Source organism: Serratia sp. BNK-23 (genome assembly GCF_047456145.1).
Classification (GTDB): Bacteria; Pseudomonadota; Gammaproteobacteria; order Enterobacterales; family Enterobacteriaceae; genus Serratia; species Serratia nematodiphila.
Genome location: NZ_CP179900.1, coordinates 1,524,755 through 1,546,715, shown reverse-complemented (window position 1 = coordinate 1,546,715; position 21,961 = coordinate 1,524,755). Strand labels below are relative to the sequence as shown.

General features: G+C 60.8%; 19 protein-coding genes. 12 read left to right on the top strand and 7 right to left on the bottom strand.

Annotated features, from left to right (window positions below; translation table 11 throughout):
• Positions 1-36: 36 nt before the first annotated feature.
• A complete protein-coding gene (locus tag ACMGF9_RS07275) occupies positions 37-234 on the bottom strand; it encodes a hypothetical protein (RefSeq protein ID WP_021505918.1) in 198 nt (65 codons plus the stop codon).
• 192 nt (positions 235-426) lie between these two features.
• On the opposite strand from ACMGF9_RS07275, the gene ACMGF9_RS07270 reads away from it, so the two are divergent.
• Positions 427-1,500 carry a YeiH family putative sulfate export transporter gene (locus tag ACMGF9_RS07270; protein WP_075685460.1) on the top strand — a complete coding sequence of 358 codons (1,074 nt, stop codon included), beginning with the start codon at positions 427-429 and terminating at the stop codon, positions 1,498-1,500.
• Between the two features lie 100 nt (positions 1,501-1,600).
• On the top strand, positions 1,601-2,440 hold the full coding sequence (nfo, locus tag ACMGF9_RS07265; protein WP_016926988.1) for a deoxyribonuclease IV: 840 nt from the start codon (positions 1,601-1,603) through the stop codon (positions 2,438-2,440).
• A 61-nt stretch (positions 2,441-2,501) separates the two neighbouring features.
• Here the strand turns inward: nfo and fruA are convergent, their stop codons facing one another.
• Genes fruA through fruB form a run of 3 tightly spaced genes read right to left on the bottom strand, consistent with a single transcriptional unit; the run spans position 2,502 to position 6,270 of the window.
• Positions 2,502-4,187 carry a PTS fructose transporter subunit IIBC gene (fruA, locus tag ACMGF9_RS07260; protein WP_118891854.1) on the bottom strand — a complete coding sequence of 562 codons (1,686 nt, stop codon included), beginning with the start codon at positions 4,185-4,187 and terminating at the stop codon, positions 2,502-2,504.
• Positions 4,188-4,198: 11 nt separating this feature from the next.
• Positions 4,199-5,140, bottom strand: a complete 942-nt coding sequence (gene fruK / locus ACMGF9_RS07255) for a 1-phosphofructokinase (protein WP_015378523.1) — start codon at positions 5,138-5,140, stop codon at positions 4,199-4,201.
• Positions 5,137-6,270: a fused PTS fructose transporter subunit IIA/HPr protein gene (gene fruB / locus ACMGF9_RS07250; protein WP_414160176.1), complete on the bottom strand. Its 1,134-nt coding sequence runs from the start codon at positions 6,268-6,270 to the stop codon at positions 5,137-5,139. The genes fruK and fruB overlap by 4 nt, the downstream gene beginning before the upstream one ends.
• Positions 6,271-6,517: 247 nt before the next feature.
• On the opposite strand from fruB, the gene ACMGF9_RS07245 reads away from it, so the two are divergent.
• From ACMGF9_RS07245 to torA, 3 genes are all read left to right on the top strand, one after another.
• On the top strand, positions 6,518-6,940 hold the full coding sequence (locus ACMGF9_RS07245) for a nucleotide triphosphate diphosphatase NUDT15 (RefSeq protein WP_004935707.1): 423 nt from the start codon (positions 6,518-6,520) through the stop codon (positions 6,938-6,940).
• 233 nt (positions 6,941-7,173) lie between these two features.
• Complete coding sequence (locus ACMGF9_RS07240) at positions 7,174-8,334, top strand: NapC/NirT family cytochrome c (RefSeq protein WP_031300724.1); 1,161 nt, start codon at positions 7,174-7,176, stop codon at positions 8,332-8,334.
• A 12-nt stretch (positions 8,335-8,346) separates the two neighbouring features.
• Positions 8,347-10,821 carry a trimethylamine-N-oxide reductase TorA gene (gene torA / locus ACMGF9_RS07235; RefSeq protein WP_118891851.1) on the top strand — a complete coding sequence of 825 codons (2,475 nt, stop codon included), beginning with the start codon at positions 8,347-8,349 and terminating at the stop codon, positions 10,819-10,821.
• 237 nt (positions 10,822-11,058) lie between these two features.
• On the opposite strand, the gene ACMGF9_RS07230 is transcribed toward torA, so the two are convergent.
• Positions 11,059-11,313, bottom strand: a complete 255-nt coding sequence (locus ACMGF9_RS07230; protein WP_015378527.1) for a YkgJ family cysteine cluster protein — start codon at positions 11,311-11,313, stop codon at positions 11,059-11,061.
• Positions 11,314-11,578: 265 nt separating this feature from the next.
• On the opposite strand from ACMGF9_RS07230, the gene mtr reads away from it, so the two are divergent.
• Positions 11,579-12,823, top strand: coding sequence for a tryptophan permease (mtr, locus tag ACMGF9_RS07225; protein WP_118891850.1), 1,245 nt, complete (start codon positions 11,579-11,581; stop codon positions 12,821-12,823).
• 126 nt (positions 12,824-12,949) lie between these two features.
• Positions 12,950-13,522, top strand: a complete 573-nt coding sequence (yeiP, locus tag ACMGF9_RS07220) for an elongation factor P-like protein YeiP (RefSeq protein WP_004935725.1) — start codon at positions 12,950-12,952, stop codon at positions 13,520-13,522.
• 42 nt (positions 13,523-13,564) lie between these two features.
• On the opposite strand, the gene uxuA is transcribed toward yeiP, so the two are convergent.
• On the bottom strand, positions 13,565-14,755 hold the full coding sequence (gene uxuA / locus ACMGF9_RS07215) for a mannonate dehydratase (protein WP_015378529.1): 1,191 nt from the start codon (positions 14,753-14,755) through the stop codon (positions 13,565-13,567).
• 292 nt (positions 14,756-15,047) lie between these two features.
• Between uxuA and ACMGF9_RS07210 the strand changes: the two genes are divergently transcribed.
• Positions 15,048-16,520 (top strand): mannitol dehydrogenase family protein, encoded by a 1,473-nt coding sequence (locus tag ACMGF9_RS07210; RefSeq protein ID WP_414160175.1) that lies wholly within the window; start codon positions 15,048-15,050, stop codon positions 16,518-16,520.
• A gap of 62 nt (positions 16,521-16,582) precedes the next feature.
• Here ACMGF9_RS07210 and ACMGF9_RS07205 read toward each other — a convergent pair whose 3' ends face one another.
• Positions 16,583-16,891 (bottom strand): type 1 fimbrial protein, encoded by a 309-nt coding sequence (locus ACMGF9_RS07205; RefSeq protein WP_004935734.1) that lies wholly within the window; start codon positions 16,889-16,891, stop codon positions 16,583-16,585.
• A 318-nt stretch (positions 16,892-17,209) separates the two neighbouring features.
• Here ACMGF9_RS07205 and ACMGF9_RS07200 point away from each other — a divergent pair, with 318 nt between their 5' ends.
• From ACMGF9_RS07200 to ACMGF9_RS07185, 4 genes are all read left to right on the top strand, one after another.
• The gene (locus tag ACMGF9_RS07200) at positions 17,210-18,184 is read left to right on the top strand and encodes a CobW family GTP-binding protein (RefSeq protein ID WP_004935738.1); all 975 of its coding nucleotides are present in this window, start codon (positions 17,210-17,212) and stop codon (positions 18,182-18,184) included.
• 77 nt (positions 18,185-18,261) lie between these two features.
• Positions 18,262-18,972, top strand: a complete 711-nt coding sequence (locus ACMGF9_RS07195) for a phosphatase PAP2 family protein (protein WP_004935741.1) — start codon at positions 18,262-18,264, stop codon at positions 18,970-18,972.
• Positions 18,973-19,382: 410 nt separating this feature from the next.
• Positions 19,383-19,958 (top strand): bifunctional murein DD-endopeptidase/murein LD-carboxypeptidase, encoded by a 576-nt coding sequence (gene mepS, locus ACMGF9_RS07190; protein WP_025303553.1) that lies wholly within the window; start codon positions 19,383-19,385, stop codon positions 19,956-19,958.
• Between the two features lie 412 nt (positions 19,959-20,370).
• A complete protein-coding gene (locus ACMGF9_RS07185; protein WP_015378532.1) occupies positions 20,371-21,957 on the top strand; it encodes a cyclic di-GMP phosphodiesterase in 1,587 nt (528 codons plus the stop codon).
• The last annotated feature ends 4 nt before the right edge of the window (positions 21,958-21,961 follow it).

The window sequence follows — 21,961 nt, the reverse complement described above, 5'->3', positions numbered from 1 at the left end:
CGGCCAGGCTACCCTGTTTGCGGCCAGATCGGCGCGCTATTTGCCCAACGCGACCAGCTGCGCCGCCGCGGCCAGTACCGGCTCTCGCGGCGTGCCGGCTTCGTCCCGCAGTATCAATTGCAGCATCGCCGCGAGATGATCGCGGTCGATCGTCTTGTTTTCTTCAATCAACCGCCGCACCGCGCGCCCCACTTCCTGATCTACCTGCTCTCTGCGTTGATCGTCGGTATCCATCGCCTGCTCCTGTTAGTTGGAAAGTTGACGGCGGCTCGCCGCTCCTCAACACCCTAGCCGCAATGCGACGTTATGCCAATGCCTGATCCCATACCACTTATTCAGATAGGTTATAAATATATAATCAATTTCTCTTTTATTCAGCCCAAACGTACTCTTAGCAGCAAGAAACAGACTGAAGGACTGACTTTTATGGCGACTGATACCACTCACACTTATCCCGAGCGACGCTTTCCGCTGTTTGGCCTGCCGCGGCTGGTGCCGGGGCTGGCGCTGACCGGCGCGCTCACCGCGCTGGCCGTCTGGGCCGGCGATATTCCCTGGGTGGCGGAGCTGGGGCTGGGGGCGCTGACGCTGGCGATCCTGCTCGGTATTCTGGTGGGCAACACGCTGTACCCCCACTGGCAAACCGTTTGTCACAGCGGCGTACAGCTGGCCAAACAGCGTCTGCTGCGTCTGGGCATTATCCTTTACGGCTTCCGGCTGACCTTTCAGCAGATCGCCGACGTCGGCGCCAGCGGCATCATCATCGACGCGCTGACCCTGATCACCACCTTCCTGCTGGCCTGCTGGCTCGGCAAGAAAGTGTTCGGCATCGACAGCCAAACCGCGATACTGATCGGCGCCGGCAGCAGCATTTGCGGCGCGGCGGCAGTGATGGCCACCGAGCCGGTGCTGAAGGCCGACTCCAGCAAAGTGGCGGTAGCGGTCTCGACCGTGGTGGTGTTCGGCACCCTGGCGATCTTCGCCTACCCGTGGCTGTATCAGTTGAATGAACACTTCCAGTGGCTGCCGTTCAGCCAGGAAACCTTCGGCATCTACGCCGGCTCCACCATTCACGAAGTGGCTCAGGTGGTCGCCGCCGGGCACGCCATCGGCCCTGACGCCGAAAACGCGGCGGTGATCGCCAAGATGATCCGCGTGATGATGCTGGCACCGTTCCTGCTGCTGCTGTCGGGCTACATCAGCCGCGGCAGCGCAGGCAAGGCGGAAAAATCCGCCATCACCATTCCGTGGTTCGCCGTGCTGTTTATCGTCGTCGCCGGGCTGAACTCCTTCAACCTGCTGCCGGCCACGCTGGTGCGCCATCTGATCACCGCCGACACCTGGATGCTGGCAATGGCGATGGCGGCGCTGGGGTTGACCACCCACATCAGCGCCGTGCGCCAGGCCGGGGTGAAACCGATTCTGCTGGCCACGCTGCTGTTCGTCTGGCTGCTGGTCGGCGGCGGCGCGATAAATCAGCTGGTGCAACACTGGTTCTAATCTCCCCTTCTGCGGCCCGCTTCGGCGGGCCGCCGCTTTTCACCATTCAATCCGCCCGCCATCAATGCCATAATGTCACCGATAACACAGGAGAATGAAGATGAAGTTTGTCGGTGCACATGTCAGCGCGTCAGGCGGCGTGGATCAAGCAGTTATCCGCGCGCACGAATTGGAGGCGACCGCGTTCGCCCTGTTCACCAAAAATCAGCGTCAATGGAAGGCCGCGCCGCTGGCCGCCGACGTGATCGATAAGTTCAAGAGCGCCTGCGCCCAGTACGGCTTCGGGCCGGGGCAGATCCTGCCGCACGACAGTTACCTGATCAACCTCGGGCACCCGGTGGCCGAGGCGTTGGAAAAATCGCGCGAAGCGTTTATCGACGAGCTGCAGCGCTGCGAACAGTTGGGGCTGACGCTGTTGAACTTCCACCCCGGCAGCCACCTGCTGCAAATCGATGAAGATAAATGCCTGGCGCGCATCGCCGAATCGATCAACATCGCGCTGGACAAAACCGCCGGTGTGACGGCCGTGATCGAAAACACCGCCGGCCAGGGCAGCAATCTGGGCTTCAAATTCGAACACCTGGCGGCGATCATCGACGGCGTGGAAGACAAAAGCCGCGTCGGCGTCTGCATCGACACCTGCCACGCCTTCGCCGCCGGGTACGATCTGCGTACCGAAGAAGAGTGCGAGCGCACTTTTAAGCAGCTTGGCGACATCGTCGGCTTTAATTACCTGCGCGGCATGCACCTGAACGATGCCAAGAGCGAGTTCAACAGCCGCGTCGACCGCCACCACAGCCTGGGGGAAGGCAACATCGGCAAAACGGTGTTCAGCTACATCATGCGCGATCCGCGTTTCGACAATATCCCGCTGATTCTGGAAACGGTAAACCCGGACATCTGGGCGGAAGAGATCGCCTGGCTGAAGGCGCAGCAGTAACGCGGCGCCCAAACGACAAAACCGGAGCCTGGGCTCCGGTTTTTTTATGGCTGGATCGCCGTTACGCCACACTGGCCGCCGGTACTTCAGCACGTTTCAGCAGGGCATACGCTACGCCCGCCAGCAGCGTACCGGCGGCGATCGCCACCAGGTACAGCAGCACCGGCGAAATCGCGCCCGGGATCAGCAGCACGAACAACCCGCCGTGCGGCGCCATCAGCTTGGCGCCGAAGGCCATCGACAGCGCGCCGGTCAGCGCCCCGCCGGCGATGCAGCACGGCAGCACGCGCATCGGGTCACGGGCGGCGAACGGAATCGCCCCTTCGGTGATGAAGCACAGCCCCAGCACCAACGCCGCCTTGCCGCCTTCCTGTTCGGATTTCGGGAACTTGCGGCGCGCCAGCAGCGTCGCCAGACCCATCGCCAGCGGTGGCACCATACCGGCGGCCATGATGGCTGCCATCGGCGCATACACCGAGGAGCTGAGCAGCGCCACGCCGAAGGCGTAGGCCGCTTTGTTCACCGGGCCACCCATGTCGGTGCACATCATGCCGCCCAGGATCGCCCCCAGCAGCACGGCGTTGGCGGTGCCCAGAGACTGCAGCCAATGGGTCAGGCCTTCCATGATTTTCGCCACCGGCGTGCCGACCACGTAAATCATGATAAGGCCGGTGATCAGGCTGGCCACCAGCGGAATGATCAAGATAGGCTTCAGCGCTTCCATACTCTGCGGCAGACGCAGCTTGCTGCTGATCGCCTTGGCGACGTAACCCGCCAAGAAACCGGCGATGATGCCGCCGAGGAACCCGGCGCCGGTGCTCACCGCCAGCATGCCGCCGATCAGGCCCGGCGTCAGGCCCGGACGATCCGCGATGGAAAAGGCGATGAAACCGGCCAATACCGGCACCATCAGCGCGAAGGCGGAGCCGCCGCCGATCTGCATCAGCGCCGCCGCCAGGGTGCCCTTGACCTCAAACGCCTTGATGCCGAACACGAACGACAGCGCGATGCACAACCCGCCCGCCACCACCATCGGCAGCATGTAGGACACGCCGGTCAGCAGGTGACGATACGGGCCGTTGCCCTCTTTCTTTTTCGCCGTCGGCGCCGCGCCGCCGCGCTGCTGCGGCTGGAACACTTCGGCTTCGGCCTGCGCCTTGTCCAGTTCCTGGGCGGTTTTCTTCAGCGCCAGGCCGGTCGAAGTGCGGTACATCGGCTTACCGGCAAACTTGTCCAGCTCCACTTCGATGTCCGCCGCGACGATCACCAGATCCGCCGCCGCCACTTCTTCCGGGGTGATGGCGTTGCCGGCACCCACGGAACCGCGCGTTTCCACCTTCACCCACCAGCCGCGTTTCTTGGCTTCACTTTCAATGGCTTCGGCCGCCATAAAGGTGTGCGCCACGCCGGTCGGGCAGGCAGTGATCGCCACGATGCGTTTTTGCCCATTGGCTTTCACCGGTGCCGCCGCCTGCGGCGCCTGATAGGTTTCAGCTTCGGCCTGGGCGCGCGCCAGAAACGCGTCCGGTTCACGCACCGCCTGTTCTACCTCGCCCACATACACCAATTTGCCGTTCAGCCCGGCGTCAGCAGGGGCAGCCTGCCCCGCCACCGCCACCAGTTCGGCGTCCTGCAGCGACTCGACCAGCGTCAGGCCGGCTTTGGCCGCGGCGGCCTCCAGCATGCGTTTCGCCAGGTGGCCACGGGCCTGCCCCAGCGAACTGTCTACCATCAGCAGCGTTTTCATTCTGCCTCCTGCTATTGATTGAAAGGTTTCAGATCGACGCGCGCCATCATCGCGGCCAACTGGGGACGATCGGTCACACCGACGTTGCTTTGGCTGACCGCCAGCGCCGCTACCGCCGTGGCCAGACGCAGAGTGTGTTCGCTGGATTCGCGCATCAGCAGGCCGTAAATCAGGCCTCCGACCATCGAATCGCCGGCGCCCACGGTGCTGACCACCTCACAGGACGGCGGTTTGGCGATCCAGGCGCCGGAGGCGTTAACCCACAGCGCGCCTTCCGCACCGAGGGAGATCACCACGTGGGCGATGCCCTGCTCGCGCAGCGCATGCGCGGCCTCAACCACGTCCGCCAGCGTCGGCAGCGGGCGGCCGGCCCAGATTTCCAGCTCGCGGCGGTTCGGCTTCACCAGCCACGGCGAGGCCTTCAACCCGGCGACCAGCGCTTCGCGGCTGCTGTCGAAAATGATGCACGGGCACTTGGCGCGCAGCTGGGTCATCCAGTCGGTAAAGGCGTCGGGATCGACACCGGCCGGCAGACTGCCGCTCACCGCCACCATGTCGAACTGGCCCAGCCAGCTCAGCGAGTCGCTGACGAAGCGATCCCAGTCCTGCGGCGTCACTTCGAAACCGGAGAAGTTGAAGTCGGTGACTTCGCCGTCTTTTTCCGTCAGCTTGACGTTGATGCGGGTACGGCCCGGCACCACCTGAAAGCGGTTGGCGATCCCCAGATCGCTGAACAGCAGCTGGAAACCGTCCTGATTGTCTTTGCCCAGGAAGCCGCCGACGGTGACGTCGATGCCTAAATCCTTCAACACCTTGGCGACGTTGATGCCCTTACCGGCGGCGTGCAGGCCGGCGGTTTTTACCCGGTTGACTTCCCCGCGTTCGATCTGCGGGCAGAAACCCACCAGATCGTACGCCGGGTTCAGGGTGATCGTTGCTACTCTTCTGCTCATGCTGCGCCCTCGCCCAGTCCTTCATTAATCGCTTCGCCAATCGCCTTCAGCGCGGCTTCAGCATCTTCTCCATTGGCGGTAAAGCGCAGGTGATGCCCTTTCTTCACGCCCAGCGCCACCACCTTCATCAGGCTGCGCCCGTTGGCCGGCTTGCCGCTGCCGTCCAGGTTGGTGACGGTGATGTCACTGTTGAAACTTTTGATCACGTTGACCAGCGCCGTGCCCGGCCGCGCGTGCAGACCGTGCTCGTTGCGGATCACGAACTCGGCGCTCAGCACGCTGCTCTCCTCAGCCACTTCGCTGGTCAGCAGCGCCAGCACGCCGGCGGCATCCGCCTTCAGCAAGCGTTCAGCTTTATTGGCCAGCAGCAGATCGCTGAGGTAGTTGAGCACCGCCAGCGGCTGCGTGTCGGCGACCGACACCGTCAGCAGCAGCGCCACCGGCTCGCCGTCTTCCACGAAAGCCTGCGCCGGGCGGCTGACGGTGGCCGCGCTGGCCAGGTTGCCTTCGACGCTGTCGCTCAGCCAGATGCCCTGCCCCAGGTTCAGCGGCTTGCGGGTGATGACATCGCTGACGAACTGCGCGTTGACCGCGCCGGCCTTTTGCAGCCGGCCGGCGTTCAGCGCCTGCAGCGTCATCAGGCTGTCGGCGGCGACGTCGAGCGCAATCAGCGAAACGTCGAACTGGAATTCGGCGCTCTGCTGCTCGCCCATCAGCAGGCTGCGCAGCTCTTCCGCAGAGGTGGTTTGTGCCAGCCGCTCCGCCACGCTGTCATCGCTCAGGACGTGGGTGAGCTGGCGCAGCAGCGCCAAATGCTCGTCGGAGCGGGCGGCGATGCCGATCGCCACATAGGCGGTCTGGCCTTCGCCCCACGCAATGCCCTGCGGGAACTGGAACACCTGCACGCCGGTTTTCAACACCAGATCGCGGGTATCGGTGGTGCCGTGCGGAATGACGATGCCGTTGCCCAGATAGGTGGACGTCTGCAGTTCGCGCTGCAGCATGCCGTCCACGTAACCGGCGCTGACGCAGCCGGCTTCGGTCAGGGCGGCGGCCACCAGGCGGATGGCCTGTTGCTTACCGTCGGCAACGGCGCCCAGATGAATGTCTTGCGGTGACAACTGGAACATGATTCTCCTCTCCTGCTGAATTGAATCGTTTCAGCTTCATTGAGAAAAAGGAGCGTTATCCGTTCGCCACAAGCGGCCGGACAACGCTGAAACGTTTCAAGGAGTGTGTGAGCAGCACAAGGCGAAAGCAAGCTTTCTCCCTTTCGCCATTGCAGATTTTTGAGCTTACGCACACTTTTTCCGGCGTATTGGCCAGCGCCGGGGCAAAATGACATACTGTGCTGAAAGCTTGCTGACGGAGAAAAGCATGAACGTAGTGACAGGCGTCGGGGTGATCATCGTCAACCCGCAAGGCGAGATTTTGTTGGGCAAACGCTGCGGTTCCCACGCGCCCTTTTGGTCGATCCCCGGCGGGCATCTGGATGCCGGTGAAACCTTCGAGCAGTGCGCCCAGCGCGAAATCGCCGAAGAGACCGGGTTGCTCATCGACCCGCCGCGCTTTGTTGGCGTCAGCAACAATCTGCAAACCTGGCGCGCCGAAGGCAAACACACGGTGTCAATCTGCCTGCAGGTGGATCACCCCGGCGGCAACGCCGAGCTGAGAGAGCCCGAGAAATGCGCCGAGTGGCGCTGGTGCGCGCCTGAAGCCCTGCCGGAACCCCATTTCGAAGCCAGCCGCACCGCCATCCGCCTGTGGCTGAGCGGCCTGGCCTATTTGCCCACGGCCTGACCCATCGCGAGCGCGTGCTGCGCTCGCTTCCCCTGCCGCAGCGCCCTATCGCTATATAAATTGGAATATAACGCTATTTTTTGCGATATACGCCATTTTTTTGACTACGGATAACCCTATGGGGTTAACCCTCTTCTATCATTACCCCTGCAATCGACGTGGCATTCTGACCTCCGGTCGGCGGCCTTTTGGCAAGATTTTATTTTAAATTCATAATTATAAGCGGGTTTACCATGAGCAAAAAACTGACTGGCTTTGAAAAAAAGCGTCGGTGGGGATGGCTATGGCTTTTGCTGCTGGGGATTATCCTCGGCGCAGCGCTGTTGGCCGGGACCGCCACCGTCTTCCATAAAACCAGCGATACCGCCTTCTGCGTTTCCTGCCACACCATGCAACAGCCGCTGGCCGAATATCAAGGCAGCGTCCACTTCCAGAACACCAAGGGCATCCGCGCCGAGTGCGCCGACTGCCACGTGCCGCACCAGCCGATCGACTACCTGTGGACCAAGATCCGCGCGGTAAAAGACATCTACGGCGAGATGGTCGGCACCATCGATACGCCGGAGAAATACGAAGCGCACAAGCTGGCGATGGCACAGTCGGTCTGGAAGACGCTGAAAGAGAACGACTCGGCCACCTGCCGCTCCTGCCACAGCTACGACGCCATGGACATCACCGCCCAGCGCCCTGAGGCGCGCCTGCAGCACCCGGTGGCGATCAAACAGGGCGAAACCTGCATCGATTGCCACAAGGGCGTGGCGCATATCCTGCCGGACATGAGCGGCGAAACCCAGGCCGGCGCCGCCGAGCTGGCGAAGGCCGCGGCGCTGACCGCACCGGACGCCACCACCCTTTACACCATCGCCACCGAACCGTTCTTCCTCGGCGCAGACGACAGTCATAACGCCGGCAACCTGATGCCGTCCACCGAAGTGCAGGTGGTCAAGCAGGATGGCGACAAGGTGCTGGCCACCGTGAGCGGCTGGCAGCAGGACGGCGTCAGCGAAGTGTTCTACGCCGCGCAGGGCAAGCGCATCCTCAGCGTGCTGCTGGGTGAGGATGCGCGCCAACAGTTGAAGACCGCGTCGACTCAGACCGATGCGGAAACCGGCCTGGTCTGGCATCAGGTCTCTCTGCAGGTGTGGCTGCCGCGCAAGCAGCTGATCGACGATCAGCAAAAAATCTGGCGCTACGCCGCGGACATGATGTCGGCCAACTGCACCGGCTGCCACGGGCTGACCGCGCTCGATCGCTTCAACGCCAACCAATGGATCGGCGTCATCAAAGGCATGGCGCCACGCACCTCGCTGACGCAGGAACAGCTGCGCGTGCTGACGCAATACGTACAAAAACACGCCAGCGACATGCCACCTGCCGCACCGGCCAAGCTTTAAGGGAGAAGCGCAATGAGCAACCAACAACCGTTAACCATGAGCCGCCGCCGCTTCCTGACCGGCGCCGCCGCGCTGGCCGCCGCCCCGCTGCTGGCGGGCTTATGGCCCAAAGCGGCGCTGGCGCAGGCCATCAGCGAAGCGCTGCCGCAGTTCATCGTCTTGCGCCAGGCGCAAAAAGGCATTCTGACCGGCGCCCACTGGGGCGCGTTTGAGGCCATCGTGCAGGACGGCAAGATGGTCGGCGTGCAGCCGGTGCAGGACGATCCGTATCCCAATGAGCTGATCACCATGGCGCCTTATCAGGTGCACGCCGAGAACCGCATCAAATATCCGATGGTGCGCAAAAGCTGGCTGGAAGGCGGCCCCGGCAGCCGCACCGAACTGCGCGGCCGCGACGAGTGGGTGCGCGTCAGTTGGGACAAAGCGACCGAGCTGGTGTGCAATGAGATCGTTCGCCTGCAGAAAGATCACGGGCCGCAGTCGATCTACGCCGGTTCTTATGGCTGGAAAAGCGTAGGCATGCTGCACAACAGCCGCACGCTGCTGCAGCGTCTGATGAACCTGACCGGCGGCTTCCTCGGCTACGCCGGCGACTACTCCACCGGCGCAGCGCAGGTGATCATGTCGCACGTGGTCGGCTCGATGGAGGTCTACGAACAGCAGACCGCCTGGCCGAACGTGATCGAGAACAGCGAGCTGGTGATCCTGTGGGGCTGCAACCCGATGGTCACGCTGAAAAACAGCTGGAACGTGCCGGATCACGTCGGCCAGACCGGCTTCGAGGCGCTGAAGAAGAAAGGCACCCGGGTGATCAGCATCGATCCGGTGCACAACGACAGCGCCAAGTTCGTCAATGCGCAGTGGATCGCCCCGCGCCCTTATACCGACGGCGCGATGCTGATCGGCATCGCCCACACGTTGCTGACCGAGAAGCTGCATAACCCGGACTTCCTGAAAACCTACACCGTCGGCTTCGACAAGTTCCAGGCCTACCTGCTGGGCGAGAGCGACGGCGTGGCGAAAACCGCCGAATGGGCGGCCGACATCAGCGGTGTCGATGCCGATACGCTGCGCGGACTGGCGCGCGAGATGGCGAAGCATCGCACCATGATCATGGGCGGCTGGGGCATCCAACGCCAGCACCACGGCGAGCAGCAGCACTGGCTGCTGGTGACGGTGGCGGCGATGCTCGGCCAGATCGGCCTGCCGGGCGGCGGCTTCGGCTTCAGCTATCACTATTCCTCCGGCGGCAGCCCGACCGCCAAGGGCGGCATCATCGCCGGCATCTCCGCCGGCAACGCGCCGAAGAACTCGCCGGCGCCGATCCCGGTGGCGCGCATCGCCGAATGCCTGAGCAACCCGGGCAAAACCATCGACTTCAACGGTGCCAAGGTCACTTACCCCGAGGTGAAAATGGTGTATGTGGCGGGCGGCAACACCTTCCACCAGCATCAGGACACCAATAACCTGGTCAAAGCCTGGCAGCGGCCGGACACCATCGTGGTTAACGAGCCTTACTGGACCGCTACCGCCAAGCATGCCGATATCGTGCTGCCGGCCACCACCAGCTACGAGCGCAACGATCTGGAAATGGGCGGCGACTATTCGCAGCTCTACGTGTTCCCGATGCATCAATGCGTGCCGCCACAACACGAGTCGCGTAGCGACTTCGACATCTTCTCGGCAATGGCGGCCAGGCTGGGCGTACAGGAAGCCTTCACCGAGGGCAAGGATGAAACCCAGTGGCTGAAAGGCATGTACGACGACATGAAGAACCAGGCGCGCGCCGCGCGGGTGGCGCTGCCGCCGTTCGACATGTTCTGGCAATCCAACAACTACGTGCGCTTCCCGGTGCCGGAGACCAATAAGCAGTGGGTGCGCTTCGCCGACTATCGCGACAACCCGCTGCTGAACCCGCTGGGCACGCCGTCGGGCAAGATCGAGATCTACTCCGACGCCATCGCCAAAATGCATTACGAGGATTGCCCCGGCATTCCGACCTGGATGCCGCCGCACGAGTGGTATCGCGGGCCGGAAGCGGCCAAATATCCGCTGTCGCTCAATACCGCGCACCCGACCAACCGGCTGCACTCCCAGCTCGATAACACGCCGCTGCGCGAGAAATACGCGGTGGCGGATCGTGAAGCGATCCTGATCCACCCGCAGGACGCGCAGCCGCGCGGCATCAGCGGCGGCGATCTGGTGCGGGCGTTTAACGATCGCGGTCAGATCCTGGTGGGCGCGGTGGTCAGCGAAGACGTGCGGCCCGGCGTGGTGCGCATCAGCGAAGGCGCCTGGTTCGATCCGGCCGATCCGGCGCAGCCCGGCTCGCTGTGCAAGAACGGCAACGTCAACTGTCTGACCTTCGACATCGGCTCTTCCAGCCTGGCGCAGGGCAACTGCGGGCAGATGGCGCAGCTGCAGATCGAGAAGTATCGGGGGCCGGTATTGAAAAATACCGCGCACGCGGTGCCGCAAGGCGCCTGATCCCGCAGTAAACAGAGGGCGCAACGCGTAATGCCGGTCAGTTAAGCCTGACCGGCATTTTTTTATCCAGTCTCAGTACGCGCCGTGCAAAAGGAATAGCCTTAAATATCCGGTATTTCTCTGCGACCGCCATGAACGGTATCTGGAGAGACGGCCACTACGCCGGTCCCCCACACCATTCGGGGCGGCTGCGATGGCGGCAGGCGCGACGCTGTGTCTGTGGAGGCTGAAGGCAGCTTAAGGCGCGGTGTCCGCTTCCAGTCTGGCGAGGTAGATCAGCGCCTGATCGCGGTGATCGTGGCACATGTCGCGGCTCGGCTGCAGGCTGCCGCACACCTTCGGCCGCAGCGGCGAATGAAACAGGCCGCAGCGCAGCCGTTCATCCAGATGAATGCAGCGGGTATTGGCGGGCTTGCCGTTCGGCATGCCGGGGATCGGGCTGGATATTGACGGCGCGATACAGCAGGCGCCGCAGTCGCTGCGACAGTCCATCAGCGCTACTCCTGGTGGGCTGGGGGGAAAGAAGCGCGACAATAGCAGCCGCACGCGGCCACCGCCAGCAGAATCCCTGCGTCCCCGCGATCTTTACACTCATCGCTCTGCGCCGGCCGGCTGCACCCGATGGCGAATAAACGCCCAGCAAACCTTGATTTAAAGAAAAAAACGCGTGAAACGTGCAATTCCTTCGCTTTACATGCGCCATGCGCCCATGTACTATTGAGCTAGTACAAAAGAACTTCTTCCCTCAGGAGCACACATGTCTACGGACACCATCCAGAAGCTGGCCCGCCCTTCCGTCCTCGGCGGCGCGATGATCATTGCCGGAACCGCCGTTGGCGCCGGCATGTTTTCCATTCCGATCGTCACTTCCGGTGTCTGGTTCAGCGGCTCCGTCGCGCTGCTGGTGTATACCTGGGCCTGCATGCTGCTGTCCGGCCTGATGATCCTCGAAGCCACGCTGCACTACCCGAGCGGCGCCAGCTTCAACACCATGGTCAAGGATCTGCTGGGCAAAGGCTGGAACGCCGTGAACGGCCTGTCGGTGGCGTTCGTGCTGTACATCCTGACCTACGCCTATATCTCCGCCGGCGGCTCGATCATCGCGCACACACTGGAGGGCATCGTCGGCGTCGGCCAGACTACCGCCGGCCTGGTGTTCGCGCTGGTGGTGGCGTTTATCGTCTGGCTCTCCACCCGCGCGGTCGATCGCCTGAGCACCATTCTGATCGGCGGTATGGTGATCACCTTCGTGATGTCGGTGGGCGACATGTTCACCCACGTGCAGCCCGCGGTGCTGTTCAACACCGGCGACGATCGGGCCAGCTATCTGCCTTACGCCCTGGCAGCGCTGCCTTACCTGCTGACTTCGTTCGGCTACCACGGCAACATTCCCGGGCTGGTGAAGTACTACCACAAGGACAGTGGCTCCGTGGTGCGCAGCCTGGTGTACGGCACCCTGCTGGCACTGGCGATCTACATCCTGTGGCAGTATGTGATTCAGGGCAATATCGCGCGCGACGCCTTCAAGCAGGTGATCGCCGAGGGCGGCAATATCGGCAGCCTGCTCAAGCAAATGGGCAACGTCTCCAGCAGCCAGACCGTCAGCCAACTGCTGAACGCCTTCTCCTATATGGCGCTGGCCAGCTCGTTCCTCGGCGTGTCGCTGGGCCTGTTCGATTATCTGGCGGACTTCTGCAAGTTCAAGGACGACGCCGTCGGGCGCAGCAAGACCGCGCTGGTGACCTTCGTGCCGCCGACCCTGGCCGCGCTGCTGTTCCCGAACGGTTTCCTGTACGCCATCGGCTTCGCCGGGCTGGCGGCCACCGTCTGGGCGGTGATCGTGCCGGCGCTGATGGCGCGCGCCAGCCGCCGCCGTTATCCGCAGGCCGGTTACCGTGCACCGGGCGGCAACGGCGTGATCCTGTTCGTCATCCTGTTTGGACTGATCAACGCCGCCGCGCATATTCTGTCGCTGTTCGGCCTGCTGCCGGTCTTCCAGTAATCCCCGACGGGAGGGCTGCCGCCCTCCCTTTCCCGCACTGTTTTTGCGCCGGGCTATTGCCTGAAATCGGCGGCGCGAGTACCTTGTCGCAACTTCTCTAATACTCTTCATTGCGGATGAATTGAAATGGCAAGAGCTAACGAAATTAAACGCGGCATGGCGATCAGCTACAACGGCAAGCTGCTGCTGGTAAAAGATATCGACGTGCAGAGCCCGAGCGCCCGCGGCGCCAGCACCCTGTACAAAATGCGCTTCTCCGACGTGCGCACCGGCCTGAAAGTGGAAGAACGCTTCAAGGGCGACGATATCCTGGACACCATTTCCCTGTCGCGCCGCAAGGTGAACTTCTCCTATATCGACGGCGAAGAATACGTGTTCATGGATGACGAAGACTACACCCCGTACATTTTCAAGAAAGACCAGATCGAAGACGAGCTGCTGTTCATTCCGGAAGGCGGCCTGCCGGGTATGCAGGTGCTGACGCTGGATGGTCAGGTGCTGGCGCTGGAGCTGCCGCAGACCGTGGATATGGAAATCGTCGAGACCGCGCCGGGCATCAAAGGCGCTTCCGCCAGCGCCCGCAACAAACCGGCCACCATGGCGACCGGCCTGGTGATCCACGTGCCGGAATACCTCAGCGCCGGCGACAAAATTCGCATTCATATCGCCGAACGCCGCTACATGAGCCGCGCAGACTAGTCGCGCCTACGGGGCCGATACTCGGCCCCGTTTCATTTTCCGCTACGGCAATTCCGGGAAAAAGCGCCGCTTGAGCGCCAGCTCGACGCCGCGCAGCTCCGCCAGCCCTTTCAACCGCCCGATGGCCGAATAGCCCGGATTGGTTTTCTTTTTCAAATCGTCCAGCATCTGATGCCCATGATCGGGGCGCATCGGGATCGGCCGCCGATCGCCCGCCCGCTGCCGACGCAGTTCTTCGGTCAGGATCGCTTCGATCACCGCCACCATGTCCACATCGCCCTGCAGATGCGCCCCCTCGTGGAAGCTTTTCGGGTTTTCTTCGCGGCAGGTGGCGCGTAAGTGGGTAAAGTGAATGCGATCGCCGAAGGTTTCAATCATCCGCACCAGATCGTTGTCGGCGCGCACGCCGTAGGAACCGGTGCACATGGTGAAGCCGTTATGAATGCTGTCGACAGTCTGCTTCAGCCACTGCATGTCTTCGATCGTGGAGACGATGCGCGGCAGGCCGAGGATCGGCCGCGGCGGATCGTCGGGATGCACCGCCAGCCGGATGCCGGCCTCTTCCGCCACCGGCACGATGGCACGCAGAAAGACCGCCATGTTTTCGCGCAGTTGCGCCTTGTCGATGCCGTCGTATTCCGCCAGGCGGCGACGGAACTGCTCCAGCGTGTAGCCTTCTTCCGCACCCGGCAGCCCGGCGATGATGTTGCCGGTCAGCGTGGCTTTCTCCTCCTCGCTCATGGCGGCGAAATAGGTCGCCGCCTGACTGCGCTCTTGCGCCGTATAGTCCGCCTCGGCGCCGGCGCGCTGCAGGATGTGCAGCTCGAACGCGGCGAAGGCTACCTGATCGAAACGCAGCGCTTTGGAACCGTCCGGCAGCGGATAGGCCAGATCGGTGCGCGTCCAGTCGAGGATCGGCATGAAGTTGTAGCAAACGGTGTCGATGCCGCAGGCCGCCAGATTGCGCAGTGACTGCTGGTAATTGGCGATGTACCGCCGCCAGTCGCCGCTGTGGGTTTTGATCTCCTCATGTACCGGCACGCTCTCCACCACCGACCACACCAGCCCCTTTTCCGCCAGCAGCGCCTGCCGCGCGCGGATCTCGTCGATCGGCCAGACTTCGCCGTTCGCAATATGGTGCAGCGCCGTGACCACCCCGGTCGCCCCGGCCTGACGCACGTCATCCAAAGAGACCGGATCGTTCGGGCCATACCAACGCCATGTTTGTTCCATGTTGTGTCCTTATGCCTGTCTCGCATCGCGATGTTGTTATACCAGTTTAATTTAGATGTCAGCTATCTTTAACTTACTCTTTCGCCGCGCGCTGTCAAAATTGAACCGTTCATTGGTTGATCCGCTTCACGATTCTGGCTTATTTTGGCCTGACCAATTCCCTTAACCTGCCGACAACTTTAGACTGGTGGCAGTTTTTTATCGCCGGCGCCCCGCTGTCCATGCGTCGGCAAACTGGTCCGCTAACTTGGCGCAAGTGGCCCGCCAGCTGTCTACTCGCTTTGGAGATGAGATGAATACGATCGCCAACACCCCGCTGCCGGGCACCGTCCGGCAACCGAATTATGATCGCCGGGCCCTGCGCAGCCGCATCGTGCACCTGGGTTTCGGCGCGTTCCACCGCGCGCATCAGGCGCTGCTGACCGATCGGGTGCTGAACGCCCACGGCGGCGACTGGGGCATTTGCGAGATCAGTCTGTCCGGCGGCGTGCCGCTGTTTGAGACGCTGCGGCAACAGGATCATCTGTACAGCGTGCTGGAGAAAGGCGCGGACGGCCATCAGGCTATCGTGATCGGCGCTGTGCGTGAGAGCCTGCACCGCAAGCTGGAGGGCATCGCCGCGGTGCTGGAGAAGCTGGCCGAACCGCAGGTGGCGATCGTCTCGATGACCATCACCGAAAAAGGCTACTGCATCGAGCCCGGCAGCGGACGGCTGGACAGACAGCATTCGGGGATCGTCGCCGATCTGGCGTGGCCGCATCAGCCGCAGACCGTGCCCGGCATTTTGGTGGAAGCGCTGCGGCTGCGGCGCGAACGCGGCCTGCCCGCCTTCTCCCTGCTCTCCTGCGACAATATTCCGGAGAACGGCCATGTGCTGCGCCGGGCGGTGCTCGATCTGGCGCAGGCGCGAGATCCGTCGCTCGCCGATTGGATCGCCAGCGCCGCTACCTTCCCCTGCACCATGGTGGATCGCATCGTGCCGGCCGCCACGCCGGCCACGCTGGATGAGATCGCCACCGCGTTGGGCGGCGTGCGCGACGAATGCGCCATCGCCTGCGAGCCCTTCATTCAATGGGTAGTGGAAGACAACTTCACCGCCGGACGCCCGGCGTGGGAGTTGGCCGGCGCCCAGTTGGTCAGCGATGTGCTGCCGTTTGAACACATGAAGCTGCGCATGCTGAACGGCAGCCACTCGTTCCTGGCTTACTTAGGCTACCTGGGCGGCTACCGCTATATCAACGAGTGCATGGCGGATGAGCACTACCGCCGCGCCGCCCTGCGGTTGATGCTGGACGAACAGACGCCAACGCTGAGCGTCACCGGCATCAGCCTGCCCGATTATGCCGCACAGCTTATCGCGCGCTTCAGCAATCCGGCGCTGCAACACCTCACCTGGCAGATCGCCATGGACGGCACGCAGAAGCTGCCGCAGCGGCTGCTGGATGCCGTGCGCTGGCATCTGCGGCACGGCGGCGACTATAGCGGGCTGGCGCTGGGCGTGGCGGGCTGGATGCGTTACGTCGGCGGCGTCGATGACGCCGGTGAGCCGATCGACATTCGCGATCCGCTGGCAGACGTGCTGCAGCAGACGATCGCCGCCACAACGGATGATCGACGGCGCGTAGCGGCGCTGTTGGCGTTGAAATCGGTATTCGGCGAAACGCTGGCGGCGCATGCGGCGTTTAGCGAAGCGGTGACGCAAGCCTATTTATCGCTGCGCGATCGCGGCGCGCGTGAAACGGTGAAGGAGTGGGTGATGCGGTGAGGAGCCTGCAGGGCCGAGAATAACCATGCCGGCGTAACGTTACGCCGGCATGGCGGAACGACTTAACGATAAACGACCGTCATAACAGCGAGTTTCTTCTGTTGGTCTACCCACTTCATTTCGGTTGTGCCTAGATTTAGCGGAAGTTCTTTGCGTGTAGTATCAAAACCTGACAACGCTTGCTGGGCCTGATAATGCTGGCCGTTGCGGTAACATTGCGTATTCGCCTTAGAATCTGCAATCTTGACCGTGCAAGGACTTTCAACGATAGAGCCGACGAAGCGAATTACCCCGCCGGCCACTCCTGCCTGACTCACTGCCGTCCATGAAAACAACATTCCTACGATCAAAAATAACCGAAAGGTATTCATGGCAACCTCATTTTTAGTTAAGCCAATTTAACCATAGAGGATCTTGTTAGGAATAATCGCAAGGAAAGGGACGAGATTTGATCGTTAATCTCGTCATTAACAATGTAAAAACAAGCTACTAACAAAAGTTAACCGCATCTAATACAGGGTTTTATCTAAGAATTTTCTTGTTATAAACGGTGGATTTTGTCGGTTGAAAAGCGCATGGTGACGTGCAAAATTTGCGAGATAGAGCACAAATTAAATCGCGGCCGTTTCACCGACACGGCTGCGTAACTCATTTATTAAGCAGGTTAATTTTTGCGCCAGGAATTATTAATGACCAAAACCAATTTGATTACCGGTTTCCTCGGCAGCGGCAAAACCACCACTATCCGCCATTTGCTGGCTCATAAGCCCGAACATGAACGCTGGGCGGTATTGGTCAATGAATTCGGCGAGATCGGCATCGACGGCGCGCTGCTGGCAGACAGCGGCGCGGTGCTCAAAGAGATCCCCGGTGGCTGCATGTGCTGCGTCAACGGCCTGCCGATGCAGGTGGGCTTGAATATGCTGTTGCAGCAGGCCAAACCGGATCGGCTGCTGATCGAGCCGACCGGGCTCGGGCATCCGAAACAAATCCTGTCGCTGCTGACCCAGGAGAGCTATGCCGGCTGGATCGATCTGCAGGCCACCCTGTGCCTGCTGGATGCCCGCCAGCTCAGCCAGCCGCGCTACCGCGACAACGAAAACTTCCGCGATCAGCTGGCCGCGGCCGACATTATTTTGGCCAGCAAAAGCGATACCTACCGGCCGGAAGACAGGCTGGCGCTGGAGGCCTGGAAGGCGCAAGACCCGCTGCAGCGGCCCTGCTACGCCATCGCGCAAGGCGAAGCGGATGTCGCGCTGTTGTCACTTCCGCGCACGAATCGTACAGAATTGCCGGACGCGCAGCATCATCATGGTCAGGCGAAAAAGCAGGGGCTGGCGGCGCTGCGGCTGCCGGAGCACGCCCGCTGGCGGCGAGCGTTGAATGAAGGGCAAGGCTTCACCAGCTGCGGCTGGATTTTTGACGGCGATACCCGGTTCGACACCGTCGGCTTCATGGAATGGGTGCGACTCGCGCCGGTCGAACGCGCCAAAGGCGTGGTACGCATCCCCGAAGGCACATTGCTGATCAATCGTCAGGGGCAGGATCTCAACATCGAAACCCGCCCGGTCGCGCCGCTCGACAGCCGAATTGAGCTTATCCACAGCGAAAATGCCGACTGGAACGCCCTGCAATCCGCCTTGTTTAAGATTCGTTTAAGTTAGACCCCGTACCGTTGCCCCCCGGTTGCCGCAGGGCTGCCGGGTTTTATTTCGTTTTCATTTTTCCAACAGGTTATGTCATGACACGCCGCAATTTACCCCTCATTCTCTTCTTCAACTTACTGGGCGTTGCGCTGTTTCTGTCCTGGTTCCTGCCGGCCAATCACGGCGGCTGGTTTACCCTGGATTCGGCGATTTTCTTCTTCTTTAACCGCCATCTGGCCACCGACCCGGCGTTTTTACACCTGGTCGCCATCACCAACAACCGCGCGTTCGATGTGATTTCGCTGCTCGCCATGGGGCTGCTGTATCTGTACTTTTATCTGAAGCAGGACGCCGCCGGCCGCCGCCGTCTGGTGATCACCGGCGTGGTGATGCTGCTGACCGCCGTGGTGCTGAACCAGCTTGGCCACCTGCTGCCGGTGAAACATCCAAGCCCCACCCTGACCTTTGACAATATCCATCGCGTCAGCGAGCTGACCGGCATCCCCACCAAGGACGCTTCCGGCGACAGCTTCCCCGGCGACCACGGCATGATGCTGATTATTTTTTCCTGCTTTATGCTGCGCTATTTCGGCCGCGGCGCCTTCGCCGTCGCCCTGCTGATTACGTTGGTCTTCTCATTGCCGCGCGTGATGATTGGTGCCCACTGGTTTACCGATATCGCCGTCGGCTCATTGTCCGTGGTGCTGGTTGGCGCCAGCTGGGTGCTGATGACGCCTTGCAGCGACTGGATCGTCGATCGGTTGAATCGCCTGTTGCCCGGTAAGCACCGCCCCGGCCAACCATAATTTGTGTCTATGACTCATGCCGGGAGGCTTACGCCTCCCGCCCTCTTCCCCTCGCCGCGCGCAAAAATTTCCCCACCGTTCGTTAACGCTTTTGCAACCTGATTTCACGCCAGATTCATACATCGGACAATTGGCGTTTTTTATATGAAGATTTACATTATGTTACATCACAAATTCATATAAAAAAGACGGGAAAAAGGCTCGCAATCCCCTATTGGTTCCGGTAATCTCAGATGCGTTTGTGCCTGGTTTAAGTCGAATCAGTATGAAATCCGATAAAAATGTGCGTTCTCGCACGTTTTCAACGGTAACTGGTTGTCGATGCAACAGGTGCGGACTAGGCTCGTTTCGTTTGGCATTTTTCAGGTAGCGACTTTCGTCGTTAAGGACTTCAAGGGAAAACAACAACAATGGTCAAATCTCAACCGTTTCTGAGATATTTTTTGCGGGTAGTCCCTGCAATTGCCGCTGCGGTTATGCTGTCAGCGTGCAGCTCGACTCACACTTCGAACTTGAATAACGCACAAACTGAGATGCGTGCAGTTAATGACAAAGACGGTCTTTTACTGCAAGCCTCTCAGGATGAATTCGAAGCGATGGTCCGCAACGTTGACGTCAAGTCAAAGATTATGGATCAGTATGCGGATTGGAAAGGCGTTCGCTACCGCTTAGGCGGTGACACCAAGCGCGGCATCGATTGCTCGGCGTTTGTACAGCGCACCTTCCGCGAACAGTTCGGCATGGATTTACCGCGTTCGACCTATGAACAGGAAGATCTCGGCAAGAAAATTCAGCGCACCAAGCTGCGCGCCGGCGATTTGGTGCTGTTCCGCGCCGGTTCTACCGGGCGCCATGTCGGCATCTATTTAGGCAACGATCAGTTCGTTCACGCCTCCACCAGCAGTGGGGTCATGATTTCCAAGCTGACCGATAACTATTGGAATAAACGTTATCGAGAAGCGCGCCGGGTGCTGACCAACGGTTAACGGCGCAACGCCCTGAAGATCCTGAATACCAAACGAGCGATAAGCGCCGCCCACGGGCGGCGTTTTTTTTGGTTGTCGAACAGGTATCATCAAAATTGATCCCTGCCTTATCGTCACCTTTCCCTGCTTAACGCCGCCGCACGCCATTATTTTGATAAACTGTTGGCGGGAAATCGCCCCGTCGGGGAAAAACTCGCCTATTATCGTCAGATGACGGCAACGGCGCCCCGGCGTTATTTAAAACGTTTCCGCTGATATTATGCGCATGATATTTCTGTCGGCGACGCCGCATATTTAAATGGCGCCGCCGGTTGGTACGGGATAAAAAGGCAAAAATGAAAAAAAAGCCGTTGGCACAATCCATTAACTGGCTGCGCGACACACCTGACGCCCGGTTGCAGAGGACTCGGTTATGGGCTTGAAAAGAGCTTTCGCCCGCAGCGTGTCTCACCGACAACGCAGCCTGGCTAAAAGCGGTGTCGCCGCCCTGGTATTTTTTACGCTATTCACCGCGGTCACGCTTTCTTTGATCAACCACCAGCGCACGCAATATCAACATAAGGTCGAAGCGCGCACGCAAAAGTTCACGCTGGGTTATATCTCGCATCTGACGGCGGTGATGCGGCAAATGATGCCGCTGCTGGACAAGCCTTGCCTCTCCAGCCAGTCGGATATTACCTACCAGGCGGCCTTTACCAGCGGCGTGCGCACCTTCCTGTTGGTGAAGGACGGCTACGCCTATTGCTCCTCCGCCACGGGCGACATGATGTTGCCGATGAAAAATATCTATCAGGATATCGACTGGGATCTGCCTTTGGATCTCAAGCTGCAGCAGGGTACGCCGATGGTGCCAAATAAACCGGCGGTTGCGGTTTGGCTGCGACATCCCGGCGAAAAGGCCACTGGCATCCTCGCTACGCTGGACATCGATCTGATGCCCTACCTGCTGTTCACCTCGCACGACGAACAGGCGCCGGGCATCGCCATCGTGATGGGCAACCGCGCGCTGACCACTTTCAGCCCGAACCTGATGCCGGTCAATCAGCTACCGAAGGGCAAGGCGGATACCCTGACGCTGCCCAATCTGCCGCTGACCATCCTGTTCTACAACGAGAAACTGACCCCCAACGACATTCGCCTGACGCTGCTGGGCAGCCTGGTGCTGTCATTGATGACCGGCGTACTCTGCTACTACATGCTGCTGCTGCGGCAAAGCCCGGAACGCGCGCTGCTGCGCGGCATCAAGCGCAACGAGTTCTTTATCGAATACCAGCCGGTGTTCCATACCGATAGCAACAGCATAGGCGGGCTGGAAGCGCTGATCCGCTGGCAGCATCCGATCGAGGGCCGCATCCCGCCCGATGTCTTTATCCCCTACGCCGAAAGCAACGGGCTGATCGTGCCGCTTACCCGCCACCTGTTCAGGCTGATCGCCGAAGATGCGCCACAGCTCGCCAAAGCGCTGCCACGGGGAGGTAAAGTCGGCCTCAACATTTCCCCCGCCCACCTTAGCGCACCGTCGTTTCACCAGGACGTGTATGAACTGTTGACGCAGCTGCCGGGCGATTACTTTACGCTGGTGTTTGAAATCACCGAACGCGGCATGGTGGAAGAAGAGAGCGCGCTGACGGAGTTTGACTGGCTGCACAAACAGGGCATCGAGATCGCGGTGGATGATTTTGGCACCGGGCACAGCGCGCTTATTTATCTTGAGCGCTTCACCATGGATTATCTGAAGATTGACCGTGGCTTCGTCAACACCATCGGCCAGGATACGGTCACCGCGCCGGTGCTGGATGCGGTGATCTCGCTGGCGAAAAAGCTGAAAATGCTGACGGTGGCCGAAGGCGTGGAAACCGCCGAGCAGATGCAGTTTCTGCAAGAACACGGCGTCAACTTCATGCAGGGGTACTACTTCAGCAAGCCGCTGAGCATCGATGATTTCGTCGCTTACTGCAATGCTAATCAGGTCTTTGATTATCAGGAAAAAAATAGTTAATCTT